Source organism: Phycicoccus sp. Root563 (assembly GCF_001427915.1).
In the GTDB taxonomy this organism is placed as follows: Bacteria; Actinomycetota; Actinomycetes; order Actinomycetales; family Dermatophilaceae; genus Pedococcus.
Genome location: NZ_LMGM01000002.1, coordinates 187,707 through 212,068, shown reverse-complemented (window position 1 = coordinate 212,068; position 24,362 = coordinate 187,707). Strand labels below are relative to the sequence as shown.

Annotated in this window: 24 protein-coding genes; 14 read left to right on the top strand and 10 right to left on the bottom strand. The window is 70.6% G+C overall.

Features of this window, described 5'->3' with window-relative positions:
* The first annotated feature begins 9 nt into the window (after nucleotides 1-9).
* The 4 genes from ASD62_RS18305 to ASD62_RS18290 all read left to right on the top strand — a co-directional run bounded on the left by ASD62_RS18305 (nucleotide 10) and on the right by ASD62_RS18290 (nucleotide 5,436).
* Complete coding sequence (locus ASD62_RS18305; RefSeq protein ID WP_056917658.1) at nucleotides 10-1,332, top strand: hemolysin family protein; 1,323 nt, start codon at nucleotides 10-12, stop codon at nucleotides 1,330-1,332.
* On the top strand, nucleotides 1,329-2,300 hold the full coding sequence (era, locus tag ASD62_RS18300) for a GTPase Era (protein WP_056917657.1): 972 nt from the start codon (nucleotides 1,329-1,331) through the stop codon (nucleotides 2,298-2,300). The genes ASD62_RS18305 and era overlap by 4 nt, the downstream gene beginning before the upstream one ends.
* A gap of 227 nt (nucleotides 2,301-2,527) precedes the next feature.
* Nucleotides 2,528-4,357 (top strand): BCCT family transporter, encoded by a 1,830-nt coding sequence (locus tag ASD62_RS18295; protein WP_056917656.1) that lies wholly within the window; start codon nucleotides 2,528-2,530, stop codon nucleotides 4,355-4,357.
* Nucleotides 4,358-4,401: 44 nt separating this feature from the next.
* Nucleotides 4,402-5,436, top strand: coding sequence for an aspartate-semialdehyde dehydrogenase (locus tag ASD62_RS18290; protein ID WP_056917655.1), 1,035 nt, complete (start codon nucleotides 4,402-4,404; stop codon nucleotides 5,434-5,436).
* 101 nt (nucleotides 5,437-5,537) lie between these two features.
* Here the strand turns inward: ASD62_RS18290 and ASD62_RS18285 are convergent, their stop codons facing one another.
* Complete coding sequence (locus tag ASD62_RS18285) at nucleotides 5,538-6,434, bottom strand: GNAT family N-acetyltransferase (RefSeq protein ID WP_056917654.1); 897 nt, start codon at nucleotides 6,432-6,434, stop codon at nucleotides 5,538-5,540.
* A gap of 129 nt (nucleotides 6,435-6,563) precedes the next feature.
* Here ASD62_RS18285 and ASD62_RS18280 point away from each other — a divergent pair, with 129 nt between their 5' ends.
* From ASD62_RS18280 to leuA, 5 genes are all read left to right on the top strand, one after another.
* The gene (locus ASD62_RS18280) at nucleotides 6,564-7,139 is read left to right on the top strand and encodes a helix-turn-helix transcriptional regulator (RefSeq protein ID WP_200956965.1); all 576 of its coding nucleotides are present in this window, start codon (nucleotides 6,564-6,566) and stop codon (nucleotides 7,137-7,139) included.
* A complete protein-coding gene (locus ASD62_RS18275) occupies nucleotides 7,136-8,398 on the top strand; it encodes an MFS transporter (RefSeq protein WP_056917653.1) in 1,263 nt (420 codons plus the stop codon). Before ASD62_RS18280 ends, ASD62_RS18275 begins: the two co-directional genes overlap by 4 nt.
* Nucleotides 8,399-8,430: 32 nt before the next feature.
* Nucleotides 8,431-9,120, top strand: coding sequence for a GntR family transcriptional regulator (locus tag ASD62_RS18270; protein WP_056917652.1), 690 nt, complete (start codon nucleotides 8,431-8,433; stop codon nucleotides 9,118-9,120).
* A gap of 2 nt (nucleotides 9,121-9,122) precedes the next feature.
* Nucleotides 9,123-10,160, top strand: coding sequence for a 1-aminocyclopropane-1-carboxylate deaminase (locus ASD62_RS18265; protein WP_056917651.1), 1,038 nt, complete (start codon nucleotides 9,123-9,125; stop codon nucleotides 10,158-10,160).
* Nucleotides 10,161-10,364: 204 nt separating this feature from the next.
* On the top strand, nucleotides 10,365-12,104 hold the full coding sequence (gene leuA / locus ASD62_RS18260) for a 2-isopropylmalate synthase (RefSeq protein WP_056917650.1): 1,740 nt from the start codon (nucleotides 10,365-10,367) through the stop codon (nucleotides 12,102-12,104).
* A gap of 119 nt (nucleotides 12,105-12,223) precedes the next feature.
* Here the strand turns inward: leuA and ASD62_RS18255 are convergent, their stop codons facing one another.
* The 3 genes from ASD62_RS18255 to ASD62_RS18245 all read right to left on the bottom strand — a co-directional run bounded on the left by ASD62_RS18255 (nucleotide 12,224) and on the right by ASD62_RS18245 (nucleotide 14,643).
* Complete coding sequence (locus ASD62_RS18255) at nucleotides 12,224-13,417, bottom strand: hypothetical protein (RefSeq protein WP_056917649.1); 1,194 nt, start codon at nucleotides 13,415-13,417, stop codon at nucleotides 12,224-12,226.
* Between the two features lie 77 nt (nucleotides 13,418-13,494).
* Nucleotides 13,495-14,124, bottom strand: a complete 630-nt coding sequence (locus ASD62_RS18250) for an alpha-ketoglutarate-dependent dioxygenase AlkB (protein ID WP_056917648.1) — start codon at nucleotides 14,122-14,124, stop codon at nucleotides 13,495-13,497.
* 33 nt (nucleotides 14,125-14,157) lie between these two features.
* Complete coding sequence (locus ASD62_RS18245; RefSeq protein WP_056917647.1) at nucleotides 14,158-14,643, bottom strand: hypothetical protein; 486 nt, start codon at nucleotides 14,641-14,643, stop codon at nucleotides 14,158-14,160.
* A gap of 77 nt (nucleotides 14,644-14,720) precedes the next feature.
* Between ASD62_RS18245 and recO the strand changes: the two genes are divergently transcribed.
* Both recO and ASD62_RS18235 read left to right on the top strand, forming a co-directional pair.
* Nucleotides 14,721-15,602 carry a DNA repair protein RecO gene (gene recO / locus ASD62_RS18240; RefSeq protein ID WP_082553369.1) on the top strand — a complete coding sequence of 294 codons (882 nt, stop codon included), beginning with the start codon at nucleotides 14,721-14,723 and terminating at the stop codon, nucleotides 15,600-15,602.
* The gene (locus tag ASD62_RS18235; protein WP_056917646.1) at nucleotides 15,599-16,381 is read left to right on the top strand and encodes an isoprenyl transferase; all 783 of its coding nucleotides are present in this window, start codon (nucleotides 15,599-15,601) and stop codon (nucleotides 16,379-16,381) included. The genes recO and ASD62_RS18235 overlap by 4 nt, the downstream gene beginning before the upstream one ends.
* Before the next feature lie 46 nt (nucleotides 16,382-16,427).
* Here ASD62_RS18235 and ASD62_RS18230 read toward each other — a convergent pair whose 3' ends face one another.
* The 5 genes from ASD62_RS18230 to ASD62_RS18210 form a co-directional block, all read right to left on the bottom strand.
* On the bottom strand, nucleotides 16,428-16,859 hold the full coding sequence (locus ASD62_RS18230; protein ID WP_056917645.1) for a Fur family transcriptional regulator: 432 nt from the start codon (nucleotides 16,857-16,859) through the stop codon (nucleotides 16,428-16,430).
* On the bottom strand, nucleotides 16,856-17,896 hold the full coding sequence (locus tag ASD62_RS18225; RefSeq protein ID WP_056917644.1) for a metal ABC transporter permease: 1,041 nt from the start codon (nucleotides 17,894-17,896) through the stop codon (nucleotides 16,856-16,858). The genes ASD62_RS18230 and ASD62_RS18225 overlap by 4 nt, the downstream gene beginning before the upstream one ends.
* Nucleotides 17,893-18,717, bottom strand: coding sequence for a metal ABC transporter ATP-binding protein (locus ASD62_RS18220; protein ID WP_082581058.1), 825 nt, complete (start codon nucleotides 18,715-18,717; stop codon nucleotides 17,893-17,895). The genes ASD62_RS18225 and ASD62_RS18220 overlap by 4 nt, the downstream gene beginning before the upstream one ends.
* Nucleotides 18,714-19,661, bottom strand: coding sequence for a metal ABC transporter substrate-binding protein (locus tag ASD62_RS18215; protein WP_157581637.1), 948 nt, complete (start codon nucleotides 19,659-19,661; stop codon nucleotides 18,714-18,716). Before ASD62_RS18215 ends, ASD62_RS18220 begins: the two co-directional genes overlap by 4 nt.
* Nucleotides 19,662-19,732: 71 nt before the next feature.
* The gene (locus ASD62_RS18210; RefSeq protein ID WP_056917641.1) at nucleotides 19,733-20,017 is read right to left on the bottom strand and encodes a DUF6703 family protein; all 285 of its coding nucleotides are present in this window, start codon (nucleotides 20,015-20,017) and stop codon (nucleotides 19,733-19,735) included.
* A gap of 96 nt (nucleotides 20,018-20,113) precedes the next feature.
* On the opposite strand from ASD62_RS18210, the gene ASD62_RS18205 reads away from it, so the two are divergent.
* The 3 genes from ASD62_RS18205 (at nucleotide 20,114) to ASD62_RS18195 (ending at nucleotide 23,667) form a co-directional block, all read left to right on the top strand.
* Nucleotides 20,114-21,505: a glycine--tRNA ligase gene (locus ASD62_RS18205; RefSeq protein WP_056917640.1), complete on the top strand. Its 1,392-nt coding sequence runs from the start codon at nucleotides 20,114-20,116 to the stop codon at nucleotides 21,503-21,505.
* 134 nt (nucleotides 21,506-21,639) lie between these two features.
* Nucleotides 21,640-23,310 carry a sigma factor-like helix-turn-helix DNA-binding protein gene (locus ASD62_RS18200; protein WP_056917639.1) on the top strand — a complete coding sequence of 557 codons (1,671 nt, stop codon included), beginning with the start codon at nucleotides 21,640-21,642 and terminating at the stop codon, nucleotides 23,308-23,310.
* 15 nt (nucleotides 23,311-23,325) lie between these two features.
* A complete protein-coding gene (locus ASD62_RS18195) occupies nucleotides 23,326-23,667 on the top strand; it encodes a DUF2200 domain-containing protein (protein ID WP_056917638.1) in 342 nt (113 codons plus the stop codon).
* Nucleotides 23,668-23,751: 84 nt separating this feature from the next.
* On the opposite strand, the gene ASD62_RS18190 is transcribed toward ASD62_RS18195, so the two are convergent.
* The gene (locus tag ASD62_RS18190) at nucleotides 23,752-24,348 is read right to left on the bottom strand and encodes a dihydrofolate reductase family protein (protein ID WP_056917637.1); all 597 of its coding nucleotides are present in this window, start codon (nucleotides 24,346-24,348) and stop codon (nucleotides 23,752-23,754) included.
* Nucleotides 24,349-24,362 lie beyond the last annotated feature (14 nt).

Below are 24,362 nucleotides of genomic sequence, written 5' to 3'. Positions count from 1 at the left end.
GGTGCTCCGATGACCCGTCTCGTCCTGGCCGCGTTGTTCAGCATCGCGGTCGCCTTCCTCCTCTCGGCTGCGGAAGCAGCCCTGTGGCGGATGTCCCGGGTGCGCGCCCACGAGCTGCTCGAGGAGAAGCGACCCGGGTCGGCGTCGCTCATGCGCATCGTCGGCGACAGCGCGGCATACCTGTCCGTCACGGCGTTCCTGCGGGTCATCGCCGAGGCGACGACAGCCGTGCTCATCACACTGGGCGCCGTCGACCTCGTCGACGGGTTCTGGAAACCGCTGCTCATCGCCATCGGGGTGATGGCGCTGGTGTCGTTCGTCGTCGTCGGGGTCTCGCCGCGCACGCTCGGACGGCAGAACTCCGACGCCGTCGCCCTCATCGCCTCACCGGTCATCGTGTGGCTCCGTGCGCTGCTGGGCCCGGTCGCCCGTGTCCTCATCGCGCTCGGCAACGCCGTGACCCCCGGTCGTGGCTACCGTGACGGCCCGTTCCAGAGCGAGTCCGAGCTGCGCGACCTCGTCGACCTCGCCGGAGAGAGCGCCGTGATCGAGGCCGGGGAGCGGGAGATGATCCACTCCGTCTTCGAGCTCGGTGACACGGTGGCCCGCGAGGTCATGGTCCCGCGCACCGACATGGTCACCGTCGACAGCGAGAAGACCCTGCGCTCGGCGATGTCGCTGTTCCTGCGGTCGGGGTTCTCGCGCATCCCCGTCGTCGGCGACGGCTCGGACGACATCCTCGGCCTGCTCTACTTCAAGGACGTGGCGCGGCGGGTCAACGCCGACCACGAGGCCGGGTCGCTGCCAGTGACGACGCAGATGCGACCGATGCACTACGTCCCGGAGAGCAAGCCGGTCGACGACCTGCTGCGCGAGATGCAGCGCGACCAGAGCCACTTCGCCGTCGTGGTGGACGAGTACGGCGGCACCGCCGGACTGGTCACCATCGAGGACATCATCGAGGAGATCGTGGGCGAGATCGCCGACGAGTACGACCGGGAGGCACCCGGGGTCGAGGACCTCGGCGACGGCACGTTCCGGGTGCCGGCGACGATGGACATCGACGACCTCGCCGACGAGTTCGACGTCGAGATCGAGGAGGACGAGGTCGACACCGTCGGTGGGCTCATCGGCAAGAGCATCGGCCGGGTGCCCATCGTCGGGTCGCGCGCAGAGGTCGCCGGGCTGGCCCTCACGGCCGAGCGGATGGCTGGTCGCCGGCACCGGATCGCCTCCGTCATCGTGTCCCGCCTGCCGGAGCCGCACGAGGGTGGCGACGAGGGGGTGCCCGAGCGCACTACGGTGGAGCCCGAGCGCGAGGGAGTGTCATGACTGAGAGCGGAACCGGACCGACCGAGGGGTATGCCGCGGGGTCACCGTCGGAGGAGAAGCCGTACCTCGCCGGTTTCGCCTGCCTCGTCGGGCGCCCGAACGCCGGCAAGTCGACGCTGACGAACGCCATGGTCGGCCACAAGGTCGCCATCACGTCCTCGAAGCCGCAGACGACCCGCCACACCATCCGCGGGATCGTCACCAACGAGCGGGCGCAGCTCGTCCTGGTCGACACCCCGGGCCTGCACAAGCCCCGGACGCTGCTGGGGGAGCGGCTCAACGACGTCGTCCGCGAGACGCTGCTCGAGGTCGACGTCATCGGGTTCTGCCTCCCGGCGGACCAGAAGATCGGCCCCGGCGACGGGTTCATCGCCCGCGAGCTCAAGGAGATCCAGCAGGGCAAGCGTCGTCCGGTCGTGGCCATCGCCACCAAGACCGACCGCGTCGACCGCCAGCGCCTGGCCGAGCACCTCATCTCCATCGACCAGCTCGGCTCGTGGGACGCGATCGTCCCCTGCTCGGCCGTGGACGGGTCACAGGTGGGTGAGGTGACCGAGGTGCTGTCGAGCTACCTGCCCACGTCGCCCGGCCCGCTGTACCCGGAGGGCGTCCTCACCGACGAGCCGCAGATGGTCATGATCGCCGAGCTCGTCCGGGAGGCCGCTCTCGAGGGCGTCCGCGACGAGCTGCCGCACTCCCTGGCGGTCGTCGTCGACGAGATGGTCCAGCGTGAGGGCCGTCCCGCGGGCAAGCCCCTGCTGGACGTGCGGGTCAACGTGTTCGTCGAGCGGTCGTCGCAGAAGGCCATCATCATCGGTCGTGGCGGGTCGCGGCTGCGCGAGGTCGGCACGAACGCCCGTCAGGGCATCGAGGAGCTCCTCGGCCAGAAGGTCTACCTGGACCTGCACGTGAAGATCGCCAAGGACTGGCAGCGCGACCCCAAGCAGCTCCAGCGCCTGGGTTTCTGACCCGCTCGCGACGATCCCGGCCCACCGTGGCGAGGCTCACGGCATACGTGGGATCGATTGTGCTGCAACGGTTTTGGTGAGGTGCGCGGGAAGTTCCCGGCATCCGCGATTTGAGATGTGCCGTGCTTCTCGGCACAGTGGGCGGTCGACCAACGACGGTTTTGATACGCAGCCAATCCAGAACAGCGAAGGAGCGGCGCCCTCCCCAACGAGGGCGCCTACACCACGTGGACTCGACACTGACCAAGACAGGCCCGGCCGCACCGGCCCAGGCCACGGGCGCGAACGAAGCCCTCGACACGCCCCACCCCGCCCTCGACCCCGTCATCGAGGAGCACCCTGCCGAGGAGCCGCAGAAGGTCGACACCATCGTGTTCGGCGTCACCGCGGCGATCGCGATCGCGTTCGTGCTGTGGGGATTCCTCAGCACCGACACGCTGAGCTCGGCGTCCGGCGCAGGGCTCGGGTGGGTCGTGCACAACATGGGCTGGCTGTTCTCGCTGGTCGCCTCCGGGTTCGTGCTGTTCGTCATCTGGCTCGCCGCCAGCAAGTACGGGCGCATCCCGCTCGGGCGCGACGACGAGGAGCCGGAGTTCAAGACGGTCTCGTGGATCGCGATGATGTTCTCCGCCGGCATGGGGATCGGCCTGATGTTCTACGGGGTCTCCGAGCCGCTGTCGCACTTCGTCAAGCCGCCGCCCGGGACCGGTGCCGCCGGCAACCCGCAGGCCGTGCAGAACGCCATGGCCACGACGCTCTTCCACTGGACGCTCCACCCGTGGGCCATCTACGCGGTCGTCGGGCTCGCCGTCGCGTACGGCGTCTTCCGCAAGGGGCGTTCGCTGCTCATCAGCTCGGCGTTCGCGCCGCTGCTCGGCGAGAAGCGCGCCGCCGGCCCCGCCGGTCGGGTCATCGACATGCTCGCGATCTTCGCGACGCTGTTCGGTTCGGCCGCCTCGCTGGGCCTGGGCGCGCTCCAGATCGGTTCGGGCCTGCAGATCGTCAGCGGGCTCGGGAAGACCGGCAACATGGTGCTCGTCGGCATCATCGCCGTCCTGACCGTCTGCTTCATCCTCTCGGCCGTCTCCGGGCTGGCCAAGGGCATCCAGTGGCTGTCCAACATCAACATGGTGCTGGCGCTGGCCCTCGCGGTCTTCGTCTTCGTCGTCGGCCCGACCGTCTTCATCCTCAACCTCGTCCCCACCGAGATCGGTTCGTACTTCCAGAACCTGGCCATGATGTCCGCGCGCACCGACGCTGCCGGGGGCGACGCCATGAAGACCTGGCTCTCCGGTTGGACGATCTTCTACTGGGCCTGGTGGGTCAGCTGGACGCCCTTCGTGGGCATGTTCATCGCCCGCATCTCCCGCGGTCGCACCATCCGCCAGTTCGTCACCGGGGTGCTGCTGGTGCCGAGCGTCGTCTCGCTCGTGTGGTTCGCGATCTTCGGTGGCGCGGGCATCGACATGCAGCGCAGCGGCACCGACCTCGCCGGAGCCGGATCCACCGAAGGCACCCTCTTCGAGATGCTCTCGCACATGCCGTTGTCGACCGTCACGTCGGTGCTCGTCATGGTCCTCGTCGCGATCTTCTTCGTGTCGGGTGCCGACGCCGCCTCGATCGTCATGGGCACGCTCTCCGAGCGCGGCACCCTGGCCCCGAGCCGCAAGACGGTGATCTTCTGGGGCGCCGCAACCGGTGCCGTCGCCGCCGTCATGCTCCTCGTGGGTGGCGAGGACGCCCTGTCCGGCCTGCAGAACATCACCATCGTTGCGGCCCTGCCGTTCCTCATCGTGATGATCGGCCTGGCCATCGCCCTGGTGAAGGACCTCAGCAACGACCCGCTCATCGTGCGTCGCGCGTATGCCGTGGCTGCCGTCGAGCAGGCCGTGGTCGCGGGCGTCACCGAGCACGGTGACGACTTCGCCCTGACGTTCGAGGAGTCCGCTCCCGGTGAGGGCGTCGGCGACCTGGTGCCGACCGCGCCCGTGACCGGCAGCGGTCCGGAGGACGAGCTCGAGACTGCCGATGTGCGCGCAGGTTCTGCCACATCGTGAGCCGCTGAACCGTTGCACGACCGAGCCGACCTATCCTTGGTCCCATGAGAATTGGTGTCTTCGGGGCCACCGGGCAGGTCGGCTCGGTCATGCGTGCACTCCTCGCCGAACGGGCGTTCCCGGTCGACGAGATCCGCTTCTTCGCGTCGGCGCGCTCTGCCGGCACGACGCTGCCGTGGGCCGGTGGCGAGGTCACCGTCGAGGACTCGGCGACCGCTGACTTCTCCGGCATCGACATCGCGTTGTTCTCCAACGGGGGAGCGGCCTCCAAGGAGCTCGCACCCAAGGTCGCCGCTGCCGGCGCGATCGTCGTCGACAACTCCTCCGCCTGGCGCAAGGACCCCGAGGTCCCGCTGGTCGTGAGCGAGGTCAACGCCGACGACCTGGACACCATCCCCAAGGGGATCGTCGCGAACCCCAACTGCACCACGATGGCGGCCATGCCGGTCCTCAAGCCGCTGCACGACGAGGCGGGTCTGGTGCGGCTCACCGTCGCGTCATACCAAGCCGTCTCCGGCTCGGGGGGCAAGGGCGTGCAGGAGCTCGACGGCCAGCTGCGTGGCGGGTATGCCGCGGGCGAGCCCGCCGACCTCGCGCTTGACGGGCGTTCGGTCCAGATCCCCGCGCCGAACGTGTACGCCGTGCCCGTCGGGTTCAACGTGATCCCGCTGGCCGGGTCGATCGTCGACGACGGTTCGCTGGAGACCGACGAGGAGCAGAAGCTCCGCAACGAGTCGCGCAAGATCCTGCACATCGACGACCTGCTCGTCTCGGGCACCTGCGTCCGGGTGCCCGTCTTCACCGGCCACTCGCTGGCGATCCACGCCGAGTTCGACCGCGAGATCAGCCCCGAGCGAGCGTTGGAGCTGCTGGCCAAGGCGCCCGGCGTCGTGGTGTCCGAGGTGCCCAACCCGCTCGAGGCGGCTGGGCGCGACGACGTCTACGTCGGGCGGGTCCGTGCCGACCAGGCCGCGCCGGCCGGCAAGGGCCTGGTGCTGTTCGTCGTCGGCGACAACCTGCGCAAGGGTGCCGCCCTCAACGCCGTGCAGATCGCCGAGGAGCTGCTCAAGCGCCGCTGACGCCGGTGACCACCGCGAAGGGTGGCGATCTGCCGTTCCAGGCCCGTGCGAGGCGGCAGATCGCCACCCTTCGTCGTGCCCTCGCGCCGGAGGGCTGACCGTCAGACGTCGGTCACCCAGTGCTGGTAGCTCTGGCTGACCTGCATCCCGACGTGCTCGTACAGCGGGAGGGCGCCGGTCCGTGAGTCGGTCGACAGCTCGCTGCGGGCGGCGCCGTGCTCGCGTGCGCGAGCGAAGGCGTCGACGAGCAGCGCCCGGGCCAGGCCCTTCCCGCGCTGGTCACTGCGGACGGCCAGCTGGTCGACGTACCCGCACCCCTCGGTCACGATCAGGAACGCGACCCCGACGGCGGTGCCGCGGTCGTCCACGGCGAACCGGATCTGCCACGGCTCGAACCCCGGCCGGCGCACCGTGCTCGCGGCCCAGTCGTCGAACGTGCTGGGCTGTCGGTCGGGCCATTCGTTGAACGCGTCCTCGACGAGCCGGTAGGCCGTCTCCTCGTCCTCGCCGACGACGAGGTCGCGCAGCACGTACCCGCGGGGGAGCGGCTGGGGCTCGATCGCCGCGCCCTCGGGGACGACCAGCACCCAGGCCCGCCAACCCTCGCGGTAGCCGAGCGACTGGTAGAGCCTCTCCGCGGAGCCGCCCACCGGCACGCTCTGGCCGACGAGACTGCCCCCACGCCGCCGCGAGCAGTCCTCGACCCAGCGGGCGAGCCAGGTACCGATGCCGCGGCCGCGATGGTCAGGGTGGACGGTGGCCTCGGCGCGACGGGTCTTGTAGACCTCGCCGGCCGCGACGAGGGTCCCGTTCTCGAACACCCCGATGCTCTCCTGCTCGAGGTCGAAGCTGGGTCGCTGCCAGCCACCCTCGATGTCCTCGAGCTCGACGGCGACCTCACCGGTGTCGGCGAGCTCGGCTGCGGCGAAGAGCGCGTGGACCGCCGAGGCGTCGGACATCACGAGGGGGCGGGCCACGAGACCCGGTGGCAGGTTCATGCCGCCATCGTGGCGGGCGGGGTGAGGTGTGCGCACGTGGATTTCCGCTCTGGCCTGCTCGTGCAATTCGTGAGAGAGTCCTCTCGAAACAGTTCTCTCACATCAGTGGCACAGCCTCCGGGAGGTCCGGTGTCCAACCCGTACGACGACGTCGAGCTCACGCCCAGGGGCATGCGCGCCCTGGCCCACCCGACCCGGCTGGCCATCCTCAGCCGGCTCCAGAAGGACGGTCCCAGCACCGCGACGGCACTCGCCCCCGAGGTGGGCGCGACGCCCTCGGTCACCAGCTGGCACCTGCGGCACCTCGCCGAGCACGGCCTGGTCCGCGACGCCGAGGTGGAGTCCGACGGGCGGCAGCGCTGGTGGGAGGCGGTGGGTCGGGGGTTCCGGTTCACGCCGCCGGCTGACGAGGCCGGCCGCGACGCGGCCACGCTGCTGTCCCGCGTCCTGTTCGAGCAGGCCCAGGACCTGCCCGCGCGCTGGGTCCGTGAGACCGAGCCCCTGCTCGAGGACGGGTGGCGCCGGTCGGCCGGCCTGTCCAACACGACGGTCGTCGTGACCGCGGACGAGCTCGACACGATCGAGGCCGCCATCGAACAGGTCCTCGCGCCATACGTGCTGCGCTCGAAGGGGTCCGCGCCGGAACCGGGCGCACGCCCGGTCCGGATGCTGCGCTACGTCCTCCCCGAAGCGCCGACGCCGTGACGGCGCCGCTGTGGCGGGACCGCCGGTTCGGGCGCTACTGGGTGGGTCAGGGGATCTCGCAGTTCGGCGACCGGATCACCGACCTCGCGCTCCCACTGATCGGCGTGACGACCCTGCACGCGAGTGCCCCGACGGTGGGGCTGCTCACCGCCGCCGTGTGGACCCCGAACCTCCTGTCCCTCCTCGTCGGCACCTGGGTCGACCACCACGAGCGGAAGAGGCGCCTGCTGGTCCTCGCCGACCTGCTCCGGTGCGCGGTCCTGCTCAGCCTGCCCGTGGCCCACTGGTTCGGGCTGGTGACGATGGCCCAGCTCTTCGTCGTGGCCCTGGTCGCCGGGCTCGGACAGGTGCTATACCAGACCGCCTACCCCAGCTTCTTCGTCGCCCTGGTGCGTCGTGACCAGTACGTCGAGGCCAACAGCCTGCTGAGCACGACGCGCTCCTTCTCGTTCGTCGCGGGCCCGGCTGCGGCCGGTGGCCTGATCCAGCTGCTGACGGCCCCGGTCGCGATGTTCGTCGACGCCGTCACCTTCGCGGCATCCGCGGTGCTCATCGGGGGCGTGGACGTGCAGGACCCGCCGGTGGACCGCGAGGGCGCCGCCCCGCTCCTGCGCAGGGCCCGAGAGGGTATGGCGCTCGTGCTGCGCCACCCGTACCTGCGGGTCTCCTTGGCCTTCGCCACCACCGTGAACTTCTTCAACTTCGTGGTGGCGGCCCTGCTGGTGCTGTTCGCCAGCCGCCAGCTGGGACTCTCGGCCGGAGGCATCGGTCTCGCCCTCGGGGTCGGGGCCAGCGGTGGGCTGCTCGGCGCCGTGCTGTCCCGCAGGGCGACCGCAGTCCTCGGGATGGGGCGGACCATCATGGTGGGGGGCGTCCTGTTCTCGGCGCCGGTCGCCCTGCTGCCGCTGGCCGGTGGGCCCCTGTGGCTGCGGGCCGGCGTGCTCGCCCTGGTCGAGTTCGTCACCGGTCTCGGCGTCATGTGGCTCGACGTGCCCCTCAACGCGATGCAGACCGCGGTCGTCCCGGACGAGATCCGCAGCCGGGTGGCGGGAGCCTTCTCGACCGTGAACTACGGCGTCCGCCCGCTGGGTGCGGTGCTCGGCGGGTTCCTGGGGGAGTGGATCGGCATCGCCCCGACGCTGTACCTGGCTGCGGCCGGTGGGACCCTCGCGGTGCTGTGGCTCGTGGGGTCGCCCATCGGCCGGACCCGGACCATCGAGGATCTCGACGGCGTCGCGGAGTCCGCACGCGGGACTTGACCGCAGGAGCCGAGTGATATGCAATATATCGCATGCCTGTCCCCGAGTCCTCGATCGCGCCGCGGGCGCTGCTGCGTGACGACGTCTACCTCCGCCTGAGGGACTCCATCGTCGACGGCACGCTCCAGCCGGGCGAGCAGCTGCGCGACCAGGAGCTCGCGGCGTGGCTCGGGGTGAGCCGGACCCCGGTGCGGGAGGCCCTGCTCCGGCTCCAGCAGGCCGGTCTGGTGAGCGCGCTCCCCGGCCGCTCGACCCGGGTCGCGTCCCTCGACGCCCGAGCCGTCCGCGATGCCCAGGCGGTGGTGGCTGCCATGCACGAGCTCGCCGTGCGCGAGGCCGTGCCCCAGCTGACGAGCTCGGACGTCGAGCGCATGCGTCAGGCCAACCTCCGCTTCGCCACCGCACTCGAGGCCGGGGACGCGGACGCGGCGCTCGAGGCGGACGACGAGCTGCACGGCATACCGGTCGCGGCTGCGGGCAACGCGGCGGTGTCCGCCGTCCTCGAGCAGTACACACCCGTGCTGCGGCGCGTCGAGCGTCTCCGGTTCGCCTCCCTGGCGGGTCGGGGCTCGGTCGTGCTGCACGCGCGCCTCGTCGACCTCTGTGAACAGGGCGATGTCGACGCAGCCGCGCGGGTGTCCTTCGAGACCTGGCAGACCCTCGAGCCGCTCCTGGACTCCCTGGCCCACGATGCTGCAACCGTTGCAGAACAAGGAGATTGACCGTGTCCATCCATGACTTCCCTCGCCACCCTCTGACCTTCGGCCCGAGCCCGGTCCACCGGCTGGCCCGCCTGACCGAGCACCTCGGTGGGGCGCAGGTGTGGGCCAAGCGGGAGGACGTCAACAGCGGTCTCGCCTTCGGTGGCAACAAGACCCGCAAGCTGGAGTACATCGTCCCCGACGTCCTCGCGTCGGGCGCCGACACGCTCGTCTCGATCGGCGGCTACCAGTCGAACCACACCCGGCAGGTCGCGGCCGTCGCCGCGCACCTCGGGCTCAAGTGCCGGCTGGTGCAGGAGAAGTGGGTGGACTGGGACGACCCGGTCAACGACAAGGTGGGCAACCTCCTGCTGTCGCGCATCATGGGTGCCGACTCCCGGCTCGACCCGCACGGTTTCGACATCGGCATCCGCTCCTCGTGGGAGGACGCACTGCGCGAGGTCGAGGAGTCCGGCGGGACGCCCTACGGCATCCCGGCCGGGGCCAGTGAGCACCGCCTCGGCGGACTGGGTTTCGCGAACTGGGCCTACGAGGTCGCCGAGCAGGAGGAGGCGCTCGGCGTCTTCTTCGACACGATCCTCGTCTGCACCGTCACCGGTTCGACGCACGCCGGCATGATCGCCGGGTTCGCCGCGCTCGAGGACGCGGGAGGTCGGCCGCGACGCGTCCTCGGCATCGACGCCTCGGCGACGATCGACAAGACGCGTGGTCAGGTGCGTCGCATCGCCCAGCACACCGCGGACCTCATCGGCCTCGGGCGTGAGCTGCGCGAGGACGAGGTCAGCGTCCTCGAGGGGTGGGCCGGGGACCTCTACGGCATCCCCGTCCAGTCGACGATCGACGCCATCCGGCTCAGCGGGAGCCTCGAGGGCATGATCATCGACCCGGTCTACGAGGGGAAGTCCATGGCAGGGCTGGTCGACCTCGTCACCTCGGGTGAGATCCCTCGGGACTCCACGGTCCTCTACGCCCACCTCGGCGGGCAGCCCGCCCTCAACGCCTACTCCGGCATCTTCGAGGAGGGGTGGGCCGGCGCGTGAGGCGTCCGGATCGGGGGCCGTGCCCACGTGACGATGGACGTATGCCGCGCGGGCGGCATACCCTCAACACGTGCGTCTCTCGCGCCTCCTTCTTCGCCGCCGCGGCGGGGCCTGATCGATCAGCCGCCCCTCGTCGCGGAGTAGCGTTGCCCAGGCTGAGGTTCTGTCGGAACCACCCAGCAACGAATCGATAGGCGAGAGAACATGATTCATCCCCAGCAGCCGTCAGGCATGCCGGTAGCGAAGTACCTGCCCTTCCAGGAGCAGATCGCGGTCGACCTGCCCGACCGCACCTGGCCGACCAAGGTGCTCGAGTCCGCACCCCGCTGGTGCGCGGTCGACCTCCGCGACGGCAACCAAGCCCTCATCGACCCGATGAGCCCGGACCGCAAGAAGCGGATGTTCGAGCTGCTGGTGCGGATGGGCTACAAGGAGATCGAGGTGGGGTTCCCCTCGGCGAGCCAGACCGACTTCGACTTCGTGCGCATGCTCATCGAGGACGACATGATCCCCGACGACGTGACGATCCAGGTGCTGACGCAGTGCCGCGACCACCTCATCGAGCGGACGTTCGACTCGATCCGTGGTGCCAAGCAGGCCATCGTCCACTTCTACAACTCGACCTCGGTGCTCCAGCGTCGCGTCGTGTTCGGGCTGGACCAGGACGGCATCGTCGACATCGCGCTGCAGGCCGCCCGCCTGTGCCGCAAGCTCGAGGAGACCATCCCGGACACGGTCGTCTACTACGAGTACAGCCCAGAGTCCTACACCGGCACCGAGCTGGAGTTCGCGGTCCGCATCTGCAACGAGGTCGCCGACGTCATCGACCCGACGCCGGACCACAAGATGATCATCAACCTGCCCGCGACCGTGGAGATGGCGACGCCCAACGTCTACGCCGACTCGATCGAGTGGATGATCCGCCACCTCGAGCGGCGCGACTCCATCGTCGTCAGCCTCCACCCGCACAACGACCGTGGCACGGGTGTCGCGGCCGCCGAGCTGGGCTACCTCGCGGGAGCCGACCGTATCGAGGGGTGCTTGTTCGGCAACGGTGAGCGCACGGGCAACGTCGACCTGGTCACCCTCGGCATGAACCTGTTCAGCCAGGGCATCGACCCGCAGATCGACTTCTCCGACCTCGACGAGATCCGGCGCACGGTCGAGCACTGCAACCAGCTGCCCGTCGCCGAGCGCCACCCGTGGGGCGGTGACCTCGTCTTCACGGCGTTCTCCGGCTCGCACCAGGACGCGATCAAGAAGGGCTTCGAGGACATGGAGCGCCAGGTGGCCTCCTCCGGCAAGTCGATCAACGAGCTGGTGTGGGGTGTGCCCTACCTGCCCATCGACCCGCACGACGTCGGCCGGTCCTACGAGGCAGTGGTCCGCGTCAACAGCCAGTCCGGCAAGGGCGGGGTCGCCTACATCCTCAAGGCCGAGCACCAGCTCGACCTCCCGCGTCGCCTGCAGATCGAGTTCAGCGGCGTCGTCCAGGCCAAGACCGACAGCGAGGGCGGCGAGGTCAGCCCGGCCGAGCTGTGGAGCGTCTTCCAGGACGAGTACCTGCCCGCGGTCGACGGCGAGGCCAACGCCTGGGGGCGGTTCACGCCGATCAGCCACGCGCTCGAGAGCCAGGCCGGGGGTGCCGACCGCATCGTCGCGACGATGCTGGACAACGGTGTCGAGGTCTCCATCGAGGGCACCGGCAACGGCCCGATCGCCGCGTTCATCGACGCCCTGTCGACCGTCGGCGTGGACGTCCGCGTCCTCGACTACGCCGAGCACGCGCTGTCCTCGGGTGGGGACGCCCGGGCAGCCGCCTACGTCGAGTGCGCCGTCGGGGACCGGGTCCTGTGGGGCGTCGGGCTGCACAGCTCGATCGTCAAGGCGTCACTCACCGCCGTGCTGTCCGCGGTCAACCGCGCCCTGCGCGACCAGGACTGACCACGACGACGTGCAGTGGCGGCCCGCCGCCGGGAGCTCCTACCGGACGCCCGCGGTGAACGGCGCCACTGCACGTCGTTGCGTCAGCGGACGCCGTGGGGCCGCCGTCGGGTCGGACCTCAGCGCGCTGCGGGGAGCAGCCGTTTGCTCCACAGGCGGATGCCGTCCTCCCCACGGATGGTCACGTAGGTGGTGTCCTCGACCGTCTCGGCGTCGAGGATGGTGCCTGCCGGCAACGGCGCCGAGCTCCAGGTCCCACTGTCGGGCCTGATCCAGACCTGTGGTCCGTCGGCGGTCTGCACGGCCAGGACGAGGCCGTCGTCGAGGAACGAGGTCCGGGCGAGCAGGACCGTGGGCCGCTCTGGATCCAGCTCGGCGACCGGTAGCGGGACCGAGACGAGGCCTCGGCTCGTCGACCTGGTGGTGATGACCACCGCTCGACCGCGGGTGCTCCCGGCCAGCCAGTGGTCGAGGGTCTGGCCCTGCGCGTCGCTGACGTGCTCCATCGCCGTCGGGAGGGGAACGTCCTGCCACTCCCAGCTCCCCTCGGGCGCCGAGTCGTCCGAGGACCCCCACCACGCGCGGACGGTGAAGGGCTCGGTGCTGGAGGCGCCGCGCACCTCCGCGGCGACGAGGATGTCCGGGTCGGTGCCGGCGGCCACCACTGCGCTGCCCGGTCGCACCTCGCAGCACAGCGCTCCACCGGGAGCAGCGATGCCCTGCACCGTGTCGGTCACCGACCAGACCTGCAGCCGCTGCGTGGCGCCGGCCGGAACGGTTCCAGCCACGAGGGGGAAGTAGGAGTCGTCGTCGATGGCCGCCGCCGTGATCCGTGCGTCCGCCGGGAGCGAACCATTCACCGGCACGTGCTGCCCTTCGGCAGCATCGGCGTCGGGAGCCCGGACGTATGCGGTGCCCGCGGTCCAGGTGCGGGGTGCGTTCCCCGCGGCCCCTGTCGCCGCGAGCATCCACTCACCGTGGCCGGCAAGAGCCGTGACCGGTCCGTTCGTGTCGAGCATCGTCCTGCACTGGAGGCTCGTGCCCGGCGTCATCTCCAGGAGGCACGGGTGGCCGCCCCGCAGCCCGGCCGCGAGCAGGTACCCCAGGCCCTCACGGCTGAGCGGACCCGAGAGCTCGTAGGCGCTCTGCACCTGTGACCAGCCCTCGGAGGTCGCTCCGGCCCCTGACGCCTGACGCACCCCACCGACCGCATCCCTCAGGTCGGTGTCGATGCGAGCCAGGACGCTGGGAGCGAGGAACGCCAGCGCCGCGACCACGACCAGCGCCAGGAGGACGTCGCGTGCTCTGCTCATCACTCCTGCTCGGACGGGGGTCGGATCCGAGTCAGTGTGGACCAGGTCGCAGGTCGGTGTGCGGCTTTTCGCCGAGGTCAGCGGACGCCGCGGGGGCGGAACTGGATCGAGATGCGCGGACCGACGGCGTGGCTCGTCTTGGGGATGCAGTGGTCCCAGGTCCGTTGGCAGGATCCGCCCATGACCACGAGGTCGCCGTGGCCGAGGGAGAACCCGATGGACTCGCCGCCGCCGCGGGGTCGCAGCATGAGGGACCTGGCCGAGCCGATCGACAGGATGGCCACCATCGTGTCGTGCTCCTTGGACCGGCCGATCCGGTCGCCGTGCCACGCGACCGAGTCGCGTCCGTCCCGGTAGAGGCACATGCCGGCGCTGACGAAGCGCTCACCAAGCTCCGCGGCATACCAGTCGCTGAGCTGCTCACGGGCGTCGGTGAGCACGGGGTGGGGGAGGCCCTCGCCCTCGGAGTAGAACTTGAGCAGGCGCGGGACGTCGACGACGCGCTCGTACATCTCGCGCTTCTCGGCGTACCACGGGACGTCGTGGTGGAGGGCGTCGAAGAGCTGCTCCGCGCCGCCCAGCCAGCCGGGCCGGTAGTCGACCCAAGCGCCCCTGCTGAGCTCGGTGCGGGTGAGGCGCGCGTCGAGCCCGTGCAGCTCGATCTCGTCGGCGGTGTCGAGGAGGGACCCTTGCAGTGCCATGGCCATGACCCGAGCATAACCCGCGTTCGAACACCTGTTCTAGTGTTCGGCGCTGCCGAGTCTGTCCAGCTCGGCGACGAGCTCGGCCCTGAGGGCGTCGTGCTGGGGGCCCAGGACGGTCTCCGGCTCCGGTGCCCGCCACCGCTCGATCGGGTGCAGGGCGACCGGTCGCCAGGTGTGGTCCGGCCCCTCCCACTCGTACCTCGGCCACACGTGGGCGTGCAGGAACGCGTCGTGGTTGCCCTGGATTTCGAGGTTGATCCTGCGGAACGCCGGGTCGCGGTCGGCGCACACGCCCTGGGCCGCCTCGCCGAGCAGCTCCATGTCGGCGAGGAACTCGAGGCGGCGCGCACGCGGGAGGTCGGTGAGCCGGTCGACCCCGGGGGTGTCGGTGAGGAGCACGCAGTAACCGGGCAGGAACTGCACGTCCCCCATCACTGCGAAGCCGGCTGCCAACCGCCTCAGTACCGTGGGGTTCTCGTCGCGCAGGGCGGCGCCCACGCGGTCCCGTCGCCAGTCCGTCATGGGCCCGGACAGTAGTGGACGCGGTGAGCACGGCACCGCCTCCCTGCGTCCTGCCGCCCGTGGGAGACAATGGCGCCATGCCCCTGTACCGCGACGAAGGCATCGTCCTGCGCACCCAGAAGCTGGGCGAGGCCGATCGCATCGTCACCCTCCTGACCCGCGGGCTGGGCAAGGTGCGCGTGGTGGGCAAGGGGGTCCGTCGCACCAAGAGCCGCTTCGGGGCGCGGCTCGAGCCGGCGATGATGGTGGACGTCCAGTGCTACGAGGGCCGCAACCTCGACACCGTGACCCAGGCCGAGTCCCTCGCCTCCTGGGGGGACGTGCTCGCCCGCGACTACACGACCTACACCGCGGCGGCGGCGATGCTCGAGACCGCCGACCGGCTCACCGAGGAGCGTGAGCCCAACCTCCAGCAGTACCTCCTCCTCCAGGGCGCGCTCCGCTCGATGGCCGAAGGGGTCCACGACCCGGGCCTCGTCCTGGACGCCTACCTCTTGCGCGCGCTCGCCGTCGCCGGCTGGGCGCCGAGCTTCCACGACTGCGCACGGTGCGGCGCGGAGGGTCCGCACCGCGCGTTCAACCTGGCCTCTGGAGGCACCGTGTGCTCGGTGTGCCGCCCGCCCGGCTCCGCCGCGCCGGCTCCGGAGACCCTGTCCCTCCTCGCGGCGCTGCTCGCCGGCGACTGGTCGATCGCCGACGCGTCGAGCGGACGGCACCGCCGGGAGGGCAGCACGCTGGCGAGCGCGTTCCTCCAGTGGCACCTCGAGCGGGGTGTGCGATCGTTGCGCCTCGTGGACCGACGAGACCCCGACGCCCTGAACCCGTCCAGCTCCCGCGTCACGTGGTCAGCGGTCCCGCTGACGGCGACCGAACCGGTCGACGAGCGCTTCGCTGACGCATTCGCGGCCGTGACGAAGGTCGAGCAGGCGCACGCCGCAGCCCGGGCGGCCCAGGCGTGAGCGCGGCATACGCGAAGCCGTTTGCCCACCCCAGCGGAGCCCAACCGCCATCTCTGCCAAGGGAGCTCGTGCCCAACCACGTGGCCGTGGTCATGGACGGCAACGGCCGCTGGGCCAACCAGCGCGGGCTGGCCCGCACCAAGGGCCACGAAGCCGGTGAGGCGGCGCTGCTCGACGTCGTCGCAGGGGCCATCGACATCGGTGTGACCCACCTGTCGGCCTACGCGTTCTCGACGGAGAACTGGAAGCGCAGCCCGGACGAGGTGCGCTTCCTCATGGGGTTCAACCGCGACGTCATCCGTCGTCGCCGTGACCAGCTGCACGAGTGGGGCGTTCGGATGCGCTGGGTCGGCCGACGTCCGCGCCTGTGGGGCTCGGTCATCAAGGAGCTCGAGACCGCGCAGGAGCTGACCAAGGACAACACGGGGCTGACCCTGTACTTCTGCGTCAACTACGGCGGTCGCGCGGAGATCGCCGACGCCGTGCAGAAGATCGCCGAGCAGGTCCAGCGGGGCAAGCTCAGGCCGGGGTCGATCGACGAGAAGACCATCGCGCGCCACCTGCCCGAGCCGGACATGCCGGACGTCGACCTGTTCGTGCGGAGCTCGGGGGAGCAGCGGACGAGCAACTTCCTGCTCTGGCAGAGCGCGTACGCCGAGATGGTCTTCCAGGACACGCTGTGGCCGGACTACGACCGGCGCCACCTCTGGGCCGCGATCCAGACGTACGCCGAGCGTGACCGCCGGTACGGGGGCGCCGTCGACGTCCCCAGCAGCTAGCCGTCAGCCGGCACCGAACCCGCCGTCGCAGTGGACGGTTGTCGGATCAGCGCGAGCAGTCGGCGCAGGTGCCGAAGATCTCCAGCGTGTGGTGGACGTCGGTGAAGCCGTGCTGGGAGCTGACCTTCGTCGCCCATGCCTCCACCGTCGGGCCCTCGACCTCGACCGTGCGTCCGCACACCCGGCACACGAGGTGGTGGTGGTGCCCGGTCGAGCAGGCGCGGTAGACGGCCTCGCCCTCGTCGGTGCGCAGCATGTCGATCTCGCCGTCGGCGGCCATGGCCTGGAGGTTCCGGTAGACAGTGGCGAGCCCGACCTTGTCGCCGGCCTCGCGCAGCAGCGCGTGCAGCTCCTGGGCCGACCGGAACTCGCCGGTGTCGGCGAGCACCGCGGCCACGGCCGCGCGCTGGCGGGTGGGGCGACGGGCGCCTTCGCCGGGTTCGGTGAGTGCGGTCGGGCGTTCCTGGACTCCGGTCATCGCGGTGCCGTCTCCTTCGGTGCGAGGTCGCCGTGGCCCTGGCCGTCGTGGCCGTCGTGGTGGCCGTGTGCGTCGGGGGCGTGCTCGTCGTAGTGGCCCTCGTGCGGCGCGTGACGGTGCCCGTCATGGACGTAGTCGACGTGGTCGTCGTGAGCCACCGCCGCGTGTCCGCAGCCCGGACCGTGCTCGTGGTCGTGGCGTTCGGCCAACCGGTGCCGCGCGGCACGGGCCCTGGCGCCAAGCGCGTTGACCGTGGCCACCACGACGAACGCGCCGATCGCGAGCAGCACGATCGTCCCGCCTGACGGGGTCTCCGCGTAGTACGAGGCGATGACACCCCCGACGCTGGAGAGCACGCCGACCAGGACCGCCCAGCGGACCGAGGCGCGGAAGCTGCGTCCGAGCAGCTGGGCCGTGGCGTTGGGGATGATCATCAGGGCGCTGATGAGCAGCAGCCCGACGACCCGCATCGACACCACGACGGTGACCGCGGTGAGGATGGCGAGGGCGATGTTGAGGGCCGTGACGGGCAGGCCGCTGGCCCGGGCGTACTCCTCGTCGTTGGCGACCGCGAACAGCCAGGGCCGCAGCAGCCACGTGGTGAACAGGACGACCGCGGCGAGCCCGGCGAACACCCAGAGGTCGTTCTGGTCCGCCGTGGTGATCGCCCCGAAGAGGTATGCCGTGAGGTTGGCGGGGCTGCTGCTGGGCGACTTCGCGATGATCACGACGCCGGCGGCGATGCCTCCGTAGAACATCACGGCCAGCGCGATGTCGCCGCTCGTGCGCCCTCGGCCCCGGATCACCTCGATCGCGATGGCCGCGGCGACGGCGAAGAGCAGGGCGGTGAGGACGGGGGCCTGGCCGGTGAGGAGGCCGACGGCGACACCGGCGAGCGCGACGTGGCCCATGCCGTCACCGATGAGGGACAGCCGCCGCTGCACGAGGAAGACCCCGACGAGGGGGGCGGCGATGCCGACCAGGAGGGCGGCCACCAGGGCCTGCCGCATGAAGTCCAGGGCGAGGATCTCGCTCATCGACGCGCTCCTTGCCGGGGGTCGAGGGGTCCGGCGGACGGTGCCCCGGGGAGGTGCGGCGCCGACGGGTCGACCTCGTCGTCGTGGTGATGGTGGTGGTGGTCGTGCGCGAATCCGCTCCTGTGGGAGGCGAACTGCTCCGGCGTCCCGTCGAAGGCGATGCGGCCGCCCTGCACCAGGACGATGCGGGTCACGATGCCGGCCAGGGCGGCGAGCTCGTGGGTGACGATGACCATCGTCGTGCCGCGGTCCGCCAGCCGGGCCAGCACCGTCGACAGGACGTGCTGGTTCGCGGCGTCGACGCCGGCGGTCGGCTCGTCCATGAGGAGCACGTCGGGGTCGGACGCCAGGGCGCGCGCGATGAGCACCCGCCGCTGCTGCCCGCCGGAGAGGGTCGAGACGTCGGCGGTCGCGCGGTCGGACAGCCCGACGACGTCGAGCGCCTTGTCGAGGATGGCGATGTCCTGCGCGCTCCGCACGACCGGTCGCCACCACCGGTGGTGCGACAGGCGGCCGACCGCGACGATCTCCTCGACGGTGGCGCGCACGGACGCCGACAGCGTGTGGCGTTGCGGGACGTACCCGAGGCGTGCGTGGTCGTGGAACGAGTCCCGCGGCTGGCCGAAGAGGCGCACCTCGCCGCCGAGCTGGTCGTTGAGCCCGAGCAGGCCGCGGACGAGCGTGGACTTGCCCGAACCGTTCGGGCCGAGCACGGCCACCACCTCCCCTGCGTGCACGGTGAGGTCGGCGGCCTGGACGATGGTCTGGTCGGCATAGCCGAACGAGGCGCGCCGGAGCTCGATGATCGGGTCGTCGGTCACGAACACTCCTGTCCTGCCTTGAGGGTGGCCAGGTTGGCGCGCATGACGCCGGGGTAGTCCTGGGCCGCCGACTTCGTGGTGATGCCCTCGATGGGATCGAGCACGGCCAGTGTGGCACCGGTCTCGCGGGCGAGGGTCTTGGCCACGTCCTCGCTCACGAGCGTCTCGGCATACACGGTCGTCGCACCGCTCTCGCGGATGTGCCGGGTCAGGTCGGCGAGGGCGGCGGGGCTCGGCTCGCTGTCGGGCGTCAGGCCGGTGATGCTCTCCTGGGTGAGCCCGTACGCCTTCGAGAGGTAGCCGAACGCGGCGTGCGAGGTGACCAGGTCCTTGATCCTGCAGGACCGCAGCCCGGTGCGGAACTCCCCGTCGAGCGTGGTCAGCTGCGCGCGGAACGCCGTCGCGTTCGCCGTGTATGCCGCGGCGTTGGCCGGGTCCCGTCGGCCCAGCTCGGCAGCGATCGCGTCGCCGACGTCGGCGTAGCGCATCGGGTCGAGCCAGAAGTGGGGGTCCTTCGCGCCGGTGGCGTGGTCGGAGTGCTGCTGCTCCGTCTCGCCGGCGTGGTCGTGACCCTCCTCGGTAGCAGCGAGGTCGAGCCGGGCGGCGGGGGAGACGTCGAAGCCGGTGCCCTTCGCCTCGCTCTTCACCGCGTCGTCGACGGCGGGCTGGAAGCCCTTCTCGTAGACGACGAGGTCGGCCTGGGCGACCTCACCGACCTGCTTGGGGTTGAGCTCGAGGTCGTGTGGCTCGGCCCCCGGCTTGGTCAGCGCCTGGACGTCGACGTGGTCGCCGCCGATCTGCGAGACGGCGTACTCCAGGGGGTAGAAGGCGGCTGCGACGGTCACCGTGCCGTCCGTGGAGCCCGACCCCCCGGTCGCCCCGCAGGCGGAGACCATGGCGATGGCGATTGCGGCGGCGGGCCAACCGAGGTGTCGGGACTTCATGACAACCATTCTCATCTGAAATGAGAACCATTGTCAAAAACCTCACCGAGGTGGCAGTGGTCGGGCGGAGGTCAGGTGCGGGGGAATGCCTGCGTCACGGTGATGGCCGCAGCGATCAGCACGATGGTGATGCGCATCAAGCGCTGCGTGGAGTCCATCGCCGGCCAGGCGAGGTACAGCGTCCAGAGCAGGAACAGGACGACCAGCAGCAGCAGGACCCAGCCCCAGCCGGGCACGAAGAGCCCGGCGAGCATCAGGGCGAGGATCGCCACGAAGGGCACGAAGCGGGGGAGGGCGTTCAACCGCTCGACGGCGGGAAGGCTGGCTCGCTGGATCGACTCACGCAGGGAGGGCACGCAGGAAACCCTAGATGGTGGTCGGCGCACACCGGTGCGGCGGCCGCGCGGCATACCCCCTCCGGTGGCGGGGAAGGGCACAGTAACCTTGCGCGCATGGCTGCGCCCTCCACCGTCGACACCGTTGTCTCCCTCTGCAAGCGCCGGGGGTTCGTGTTCCCCTGCGGCGAGATCTACGGCGGGACGAGGTCGGCCTGGGACTACGGCCCCCTCGGTGTCGAGCTCAAGGAGAACATCAAGCGGCAGTGGTGGAAGAGCACCGTCACCAGCCGTGACGACGTCGTCGGCCTCGACTCCTCGGTGATCCTGCCGCGCCAGACGTGGGAGGCCTCCGGCCACGTGGCGACGTTCTCCGACCCGCTGGTCGAGTGCCTGTCCTGCCACAAGCGCTTCCGCGCCGACCACCTACAGGAGGCCGTCGCCGAGAAGAAGAAGCTCGACAACCCGGACGACGTCCCGCTGTCGGAGATCGCCTGCGCCAACTGCGGCACCCGCGGCCAGTGGACCGAGCCGCGCCAGTTCTCCGGCCTGCTCAAGACCTACCTCGGCGTGGTGGAGGACGAGTCCGGCCTGCACTACCTGCGGCCCGAGACGGCGCAGGGCATCTTCCTCAACTTCCTCAACGTCATGCAGTCGGCGCGCAAGAAGCCGCCGTTCGGCATCGCCCAGACCGGCAAGAGCTTCCGCAACGAGATCACGCCGGGCAACTTCATCTTCCGGACCCGCGAGTTCGAGCAGATGGAGATGGAGTTCTTCGTCCAGCCGGGTGAGGACGAGACCTGGCACCAGTACTGGATCGACGAGCGCACCAAGTGGTACACAGACCTCGGCATCAACCCCGACAACCTGCGCCACTTCGAGCACGCCCAGGAGAAGCTGAGCCACTACTCCAAGCGCACCGTCGACATCGAGTACCGCTTCAACTTCGCCGGCAGCGAGTGGGGCGAGCTCGAGGGCATCGCCAACCGCACCGACTTCGACCTCAAGACGCACAGCGAGCACTCGGGCACCGACCTCGTCTACTTCGACCAGGCCAGCGGTGAGAAGTACACGCCCTACGTCATCGAGCCGGCGGCCGGACTGTCGCGTTCGCTGATGACCTTCCTCGTCGACGCCTACACCGAGGACGAGGCCCCCAACACCAAGGGTGGGGTCGACAAGCGCGTCGTCCTCAAGCTCGACAAGCGCCTCGCCCCGGTCAAGGCCGCCGTGCTCCCGCTGTCGCGCAACGCCGACCTGTCGCCCAAGGCCCGCGACCTCGCGGCCACGCTGCGCCAGCACTGGAACATCGACTTCGACGACGCCGGCGCCATCGGCCGCCGGTACCGCCGCCAGGACGAGATCGGCACGCCGTTCTGCATCACCGTGGACTTCGACACCCTCGACGACCACGCGGTGACGATCCGTGAGCGCGACACCATGGCTCAGGAGCGCGTGGCCCTCGACCAGGTCGAGTCCTACCTCGGGGCGCGCCTGCTCGGCTGCTGACGCTCGGCTGGCGACCTCCGGCTCGCCCGCCCTGCCTGTCCCACTTCACCCTGCCCACGATGCGTCGTGGGCAGAGTGCTGTTTGATGGGCAGAGCGTCGCGGACGGCGCGCCGGGGCCAGCGAGGGAGGTGGCATGCAGCGCGAGGTGGATGCGGACTTCGCCGGCTACGTCCGTGCGCGCCAGCACCGGCTGCTGCGGGCGGCATACCTCGTCTGTGGTGACACGCGACAGGCGGTGGAGGTCCTCGAGGAGGGCCTCGCCGACGTCGCTGCACGCTGGGGAGCGGTGCGCGAGTACCCGGACACGGTGGTGCGGCAGCACGTGTACCGCCGGGCCGTCGCCGCCCTGAAGCGTGCTCGGCGCGATCCGCAGACACGGTCGCTGGCCGATGAGGTGGGCTGCGCGTTCGAGGGGGACGGCACGAGGACCCCGGACGTCCGCAGTGCCCTTGACGCCCTCTCACCCCGGCAGCGGGCGCTGCTCGTGCTGCGGTACTTCGACGAGCGCAGCGACCAGGACGTCGCCGAGGTGATGGGAGAGTCGCGAGCCCGCGTCGTGGCCGACACCCAGGCGGCGGCCGAACGCGTGGCGCAGCAGGTGGTCGGTGGTGGCGACCTCGTGGACCTGTTCGACGTGGCCGCTCAACAGGTGGTCGAGGTGGACGTGGCCGACCGCGCCTGGGCCCTTGCCCTGACCCGACGGCGCACACGTCGTCGGCGGGTGCTCGGCGCGGTGGGCAGCATCGCGGCGGTGGGAGTGGTGGTCGCGGTGGCACAGGGGGCCGAGCGCGGAGGGGGCACGCCTTCTCCGGCACCGTCGACGACGGTCACCGCTCCGGTGAAGCGGCTCTCGGACGGCACGCTGTACGCGTCGATGCCGCTGGAGGGGGACGAGGACCAGCTGCCCGACTACGACGCGGGGCTGCCCTCGCAGATCGACCCGACCGGGCCCACCGTGAAGCTGTCGTCCTCGAAGGTGCCGCCGACCGACGTCGTCGCGGTCTACCTGCGACGTGCCGGCGCCCACTACCGGGCGGTGCTCGTGCCCAAGGGCCGCACGCAGGTCGTGGTCGACTCGCTCGACCTGCTGCCGACGCGCGACGCCGACGGCAACGAGGGAGTTCCCCTGGGGCCCAAGGCGGTCAGCGCCGACGGGCGATGGGTCGTGTTCGCCCAACCAGGTGCCGTGGTGCGGCTCGACCTGCGGACCGGCAGGACCCAGCGGTATGCCGTGCCGGCCTCCGACCTCGAGGTGGCCGGGTGGGGAGATGGCCTCGAGGTCGTGGCTCGCTCCGCCGGTCGGGCGTGGACCCTCGACCTCGGTCAGCAAGGGGCTGCCAGCGGTGGTGGCGCACCGCCGGCTGTCGCGGCTGACGTGCCCGTCCCGATCAACTCCGGTCTGGGCGTCCCGGTCACGGACCTTGCGGGCGAGACGGTCTCTGCCGGTCAGTGGTCGGCGAGCGGGGCCTACTTCGACCAGGACGTCACGTCGCCGGTGATCGTCCGCGGCAACGGACCGATCTACCAAGGACTGCTGGCCGTCGACTTCGAGGCGCACTCGGGCCGCGTGCTGCTCGCTCCGGAGTCTCCTGACGGCAGGACCGGGCGGTTCAAGGGGTGCTGCACGGTCCTCGCGTGGGCCGACGCCTCGACCGTGCTGTTCCGGTCCACCGGGTACGACGGTTCCTGGGTCCTCGCGTGGAACGTGCAGACCGGCCGGGTGTACGACGTGACCCGGCTGGACGAGGGCGGGGGAGTCGACTACCCGCAGGCCCTCGCGCTCGCCGTGGGCAGCCGCGGCTAGGGATATCCTCGCGACGTGAGCAGGATCTTCACCGTCAGCGTCGCGTCCGTCTACCCGCACTACGTGGCCAAGGTCGAGCGCAAGGGCCGTACCAAGGCCGAGCTGGACGAGGTCATCACGTGGCTGACGGGGTTCGACGAGTCGGAGCTGGACCAGCACCTGGCCGGGGGCACGACCTTCGAGGACTTCTTCGGCCAGGCCGAGCTCAACCCGAACGCGTCCCTGATCACGGGGACGGTGTGCGGCATCCGGGTCGAGGACGTCGAGGACCCGCTCATGCAGAAGATCCGTTACCTCGACAAGCTGGTCGACGAGCTCGCCAAGGGCAAGGCGATGGCGAAGGTGCTGCGGGCCTGAGCGGCCCGCCCCGCGTTCGGTTCAGCGGACGTGTGGCTCGTGAGGCCCCCCGTGCCGCTCGGACCGTGGGCGGTCGGCGCCTCCCTAGCGGCGCACGGCATACCGCAGGTGGAGCACCCGGTCGCCCTGGATGACGATGTCAGGGTCGTCGAGCAGCAGCTGCGAGTCCACCTGCCCGAAGTACCTCTTGCCCTTGCCGAACACCACCGGGACGACGTCCATGGCCACCTCGTCGACCAGACCCAGCGCCAGCGCCTGGCCACCGACGTCCCCGGCGCAGATCGCGACGACCCCGTCACCGGCCCGACGCTTCGCCTCCTCGACCGCGGCCGCGACGTCGTCGAAGAACGGGACGTCGGCCTCGGGGTGCCAGCCTTCCGGCTTGGGCCGGTGCGAGACGACGACGAGGTGGTCCCCGGCAGGTGGCTGGGCGTCCCACCCGTTCGTCAGGTCGAACAGGTGCCGTCCCTGGATGGTGGCGCCGATGCCGGCCCAGAGCGAGCTGACGTACCCGTGCGACGCCGCACCGACCCGGAACGGGCCTTGGCGGGCCTCGTCGGCAGCGTCGGTGATGGGCCGGTCGCCGTTGAAGTACCAGTCGAAGAGCGGACCGACGCCGTCGTCCTCGTCGGCGATGAAGCCGTCCACGGACACCACTGCATGCATGATCACGGTTGCCATGTCAGGACAGACCG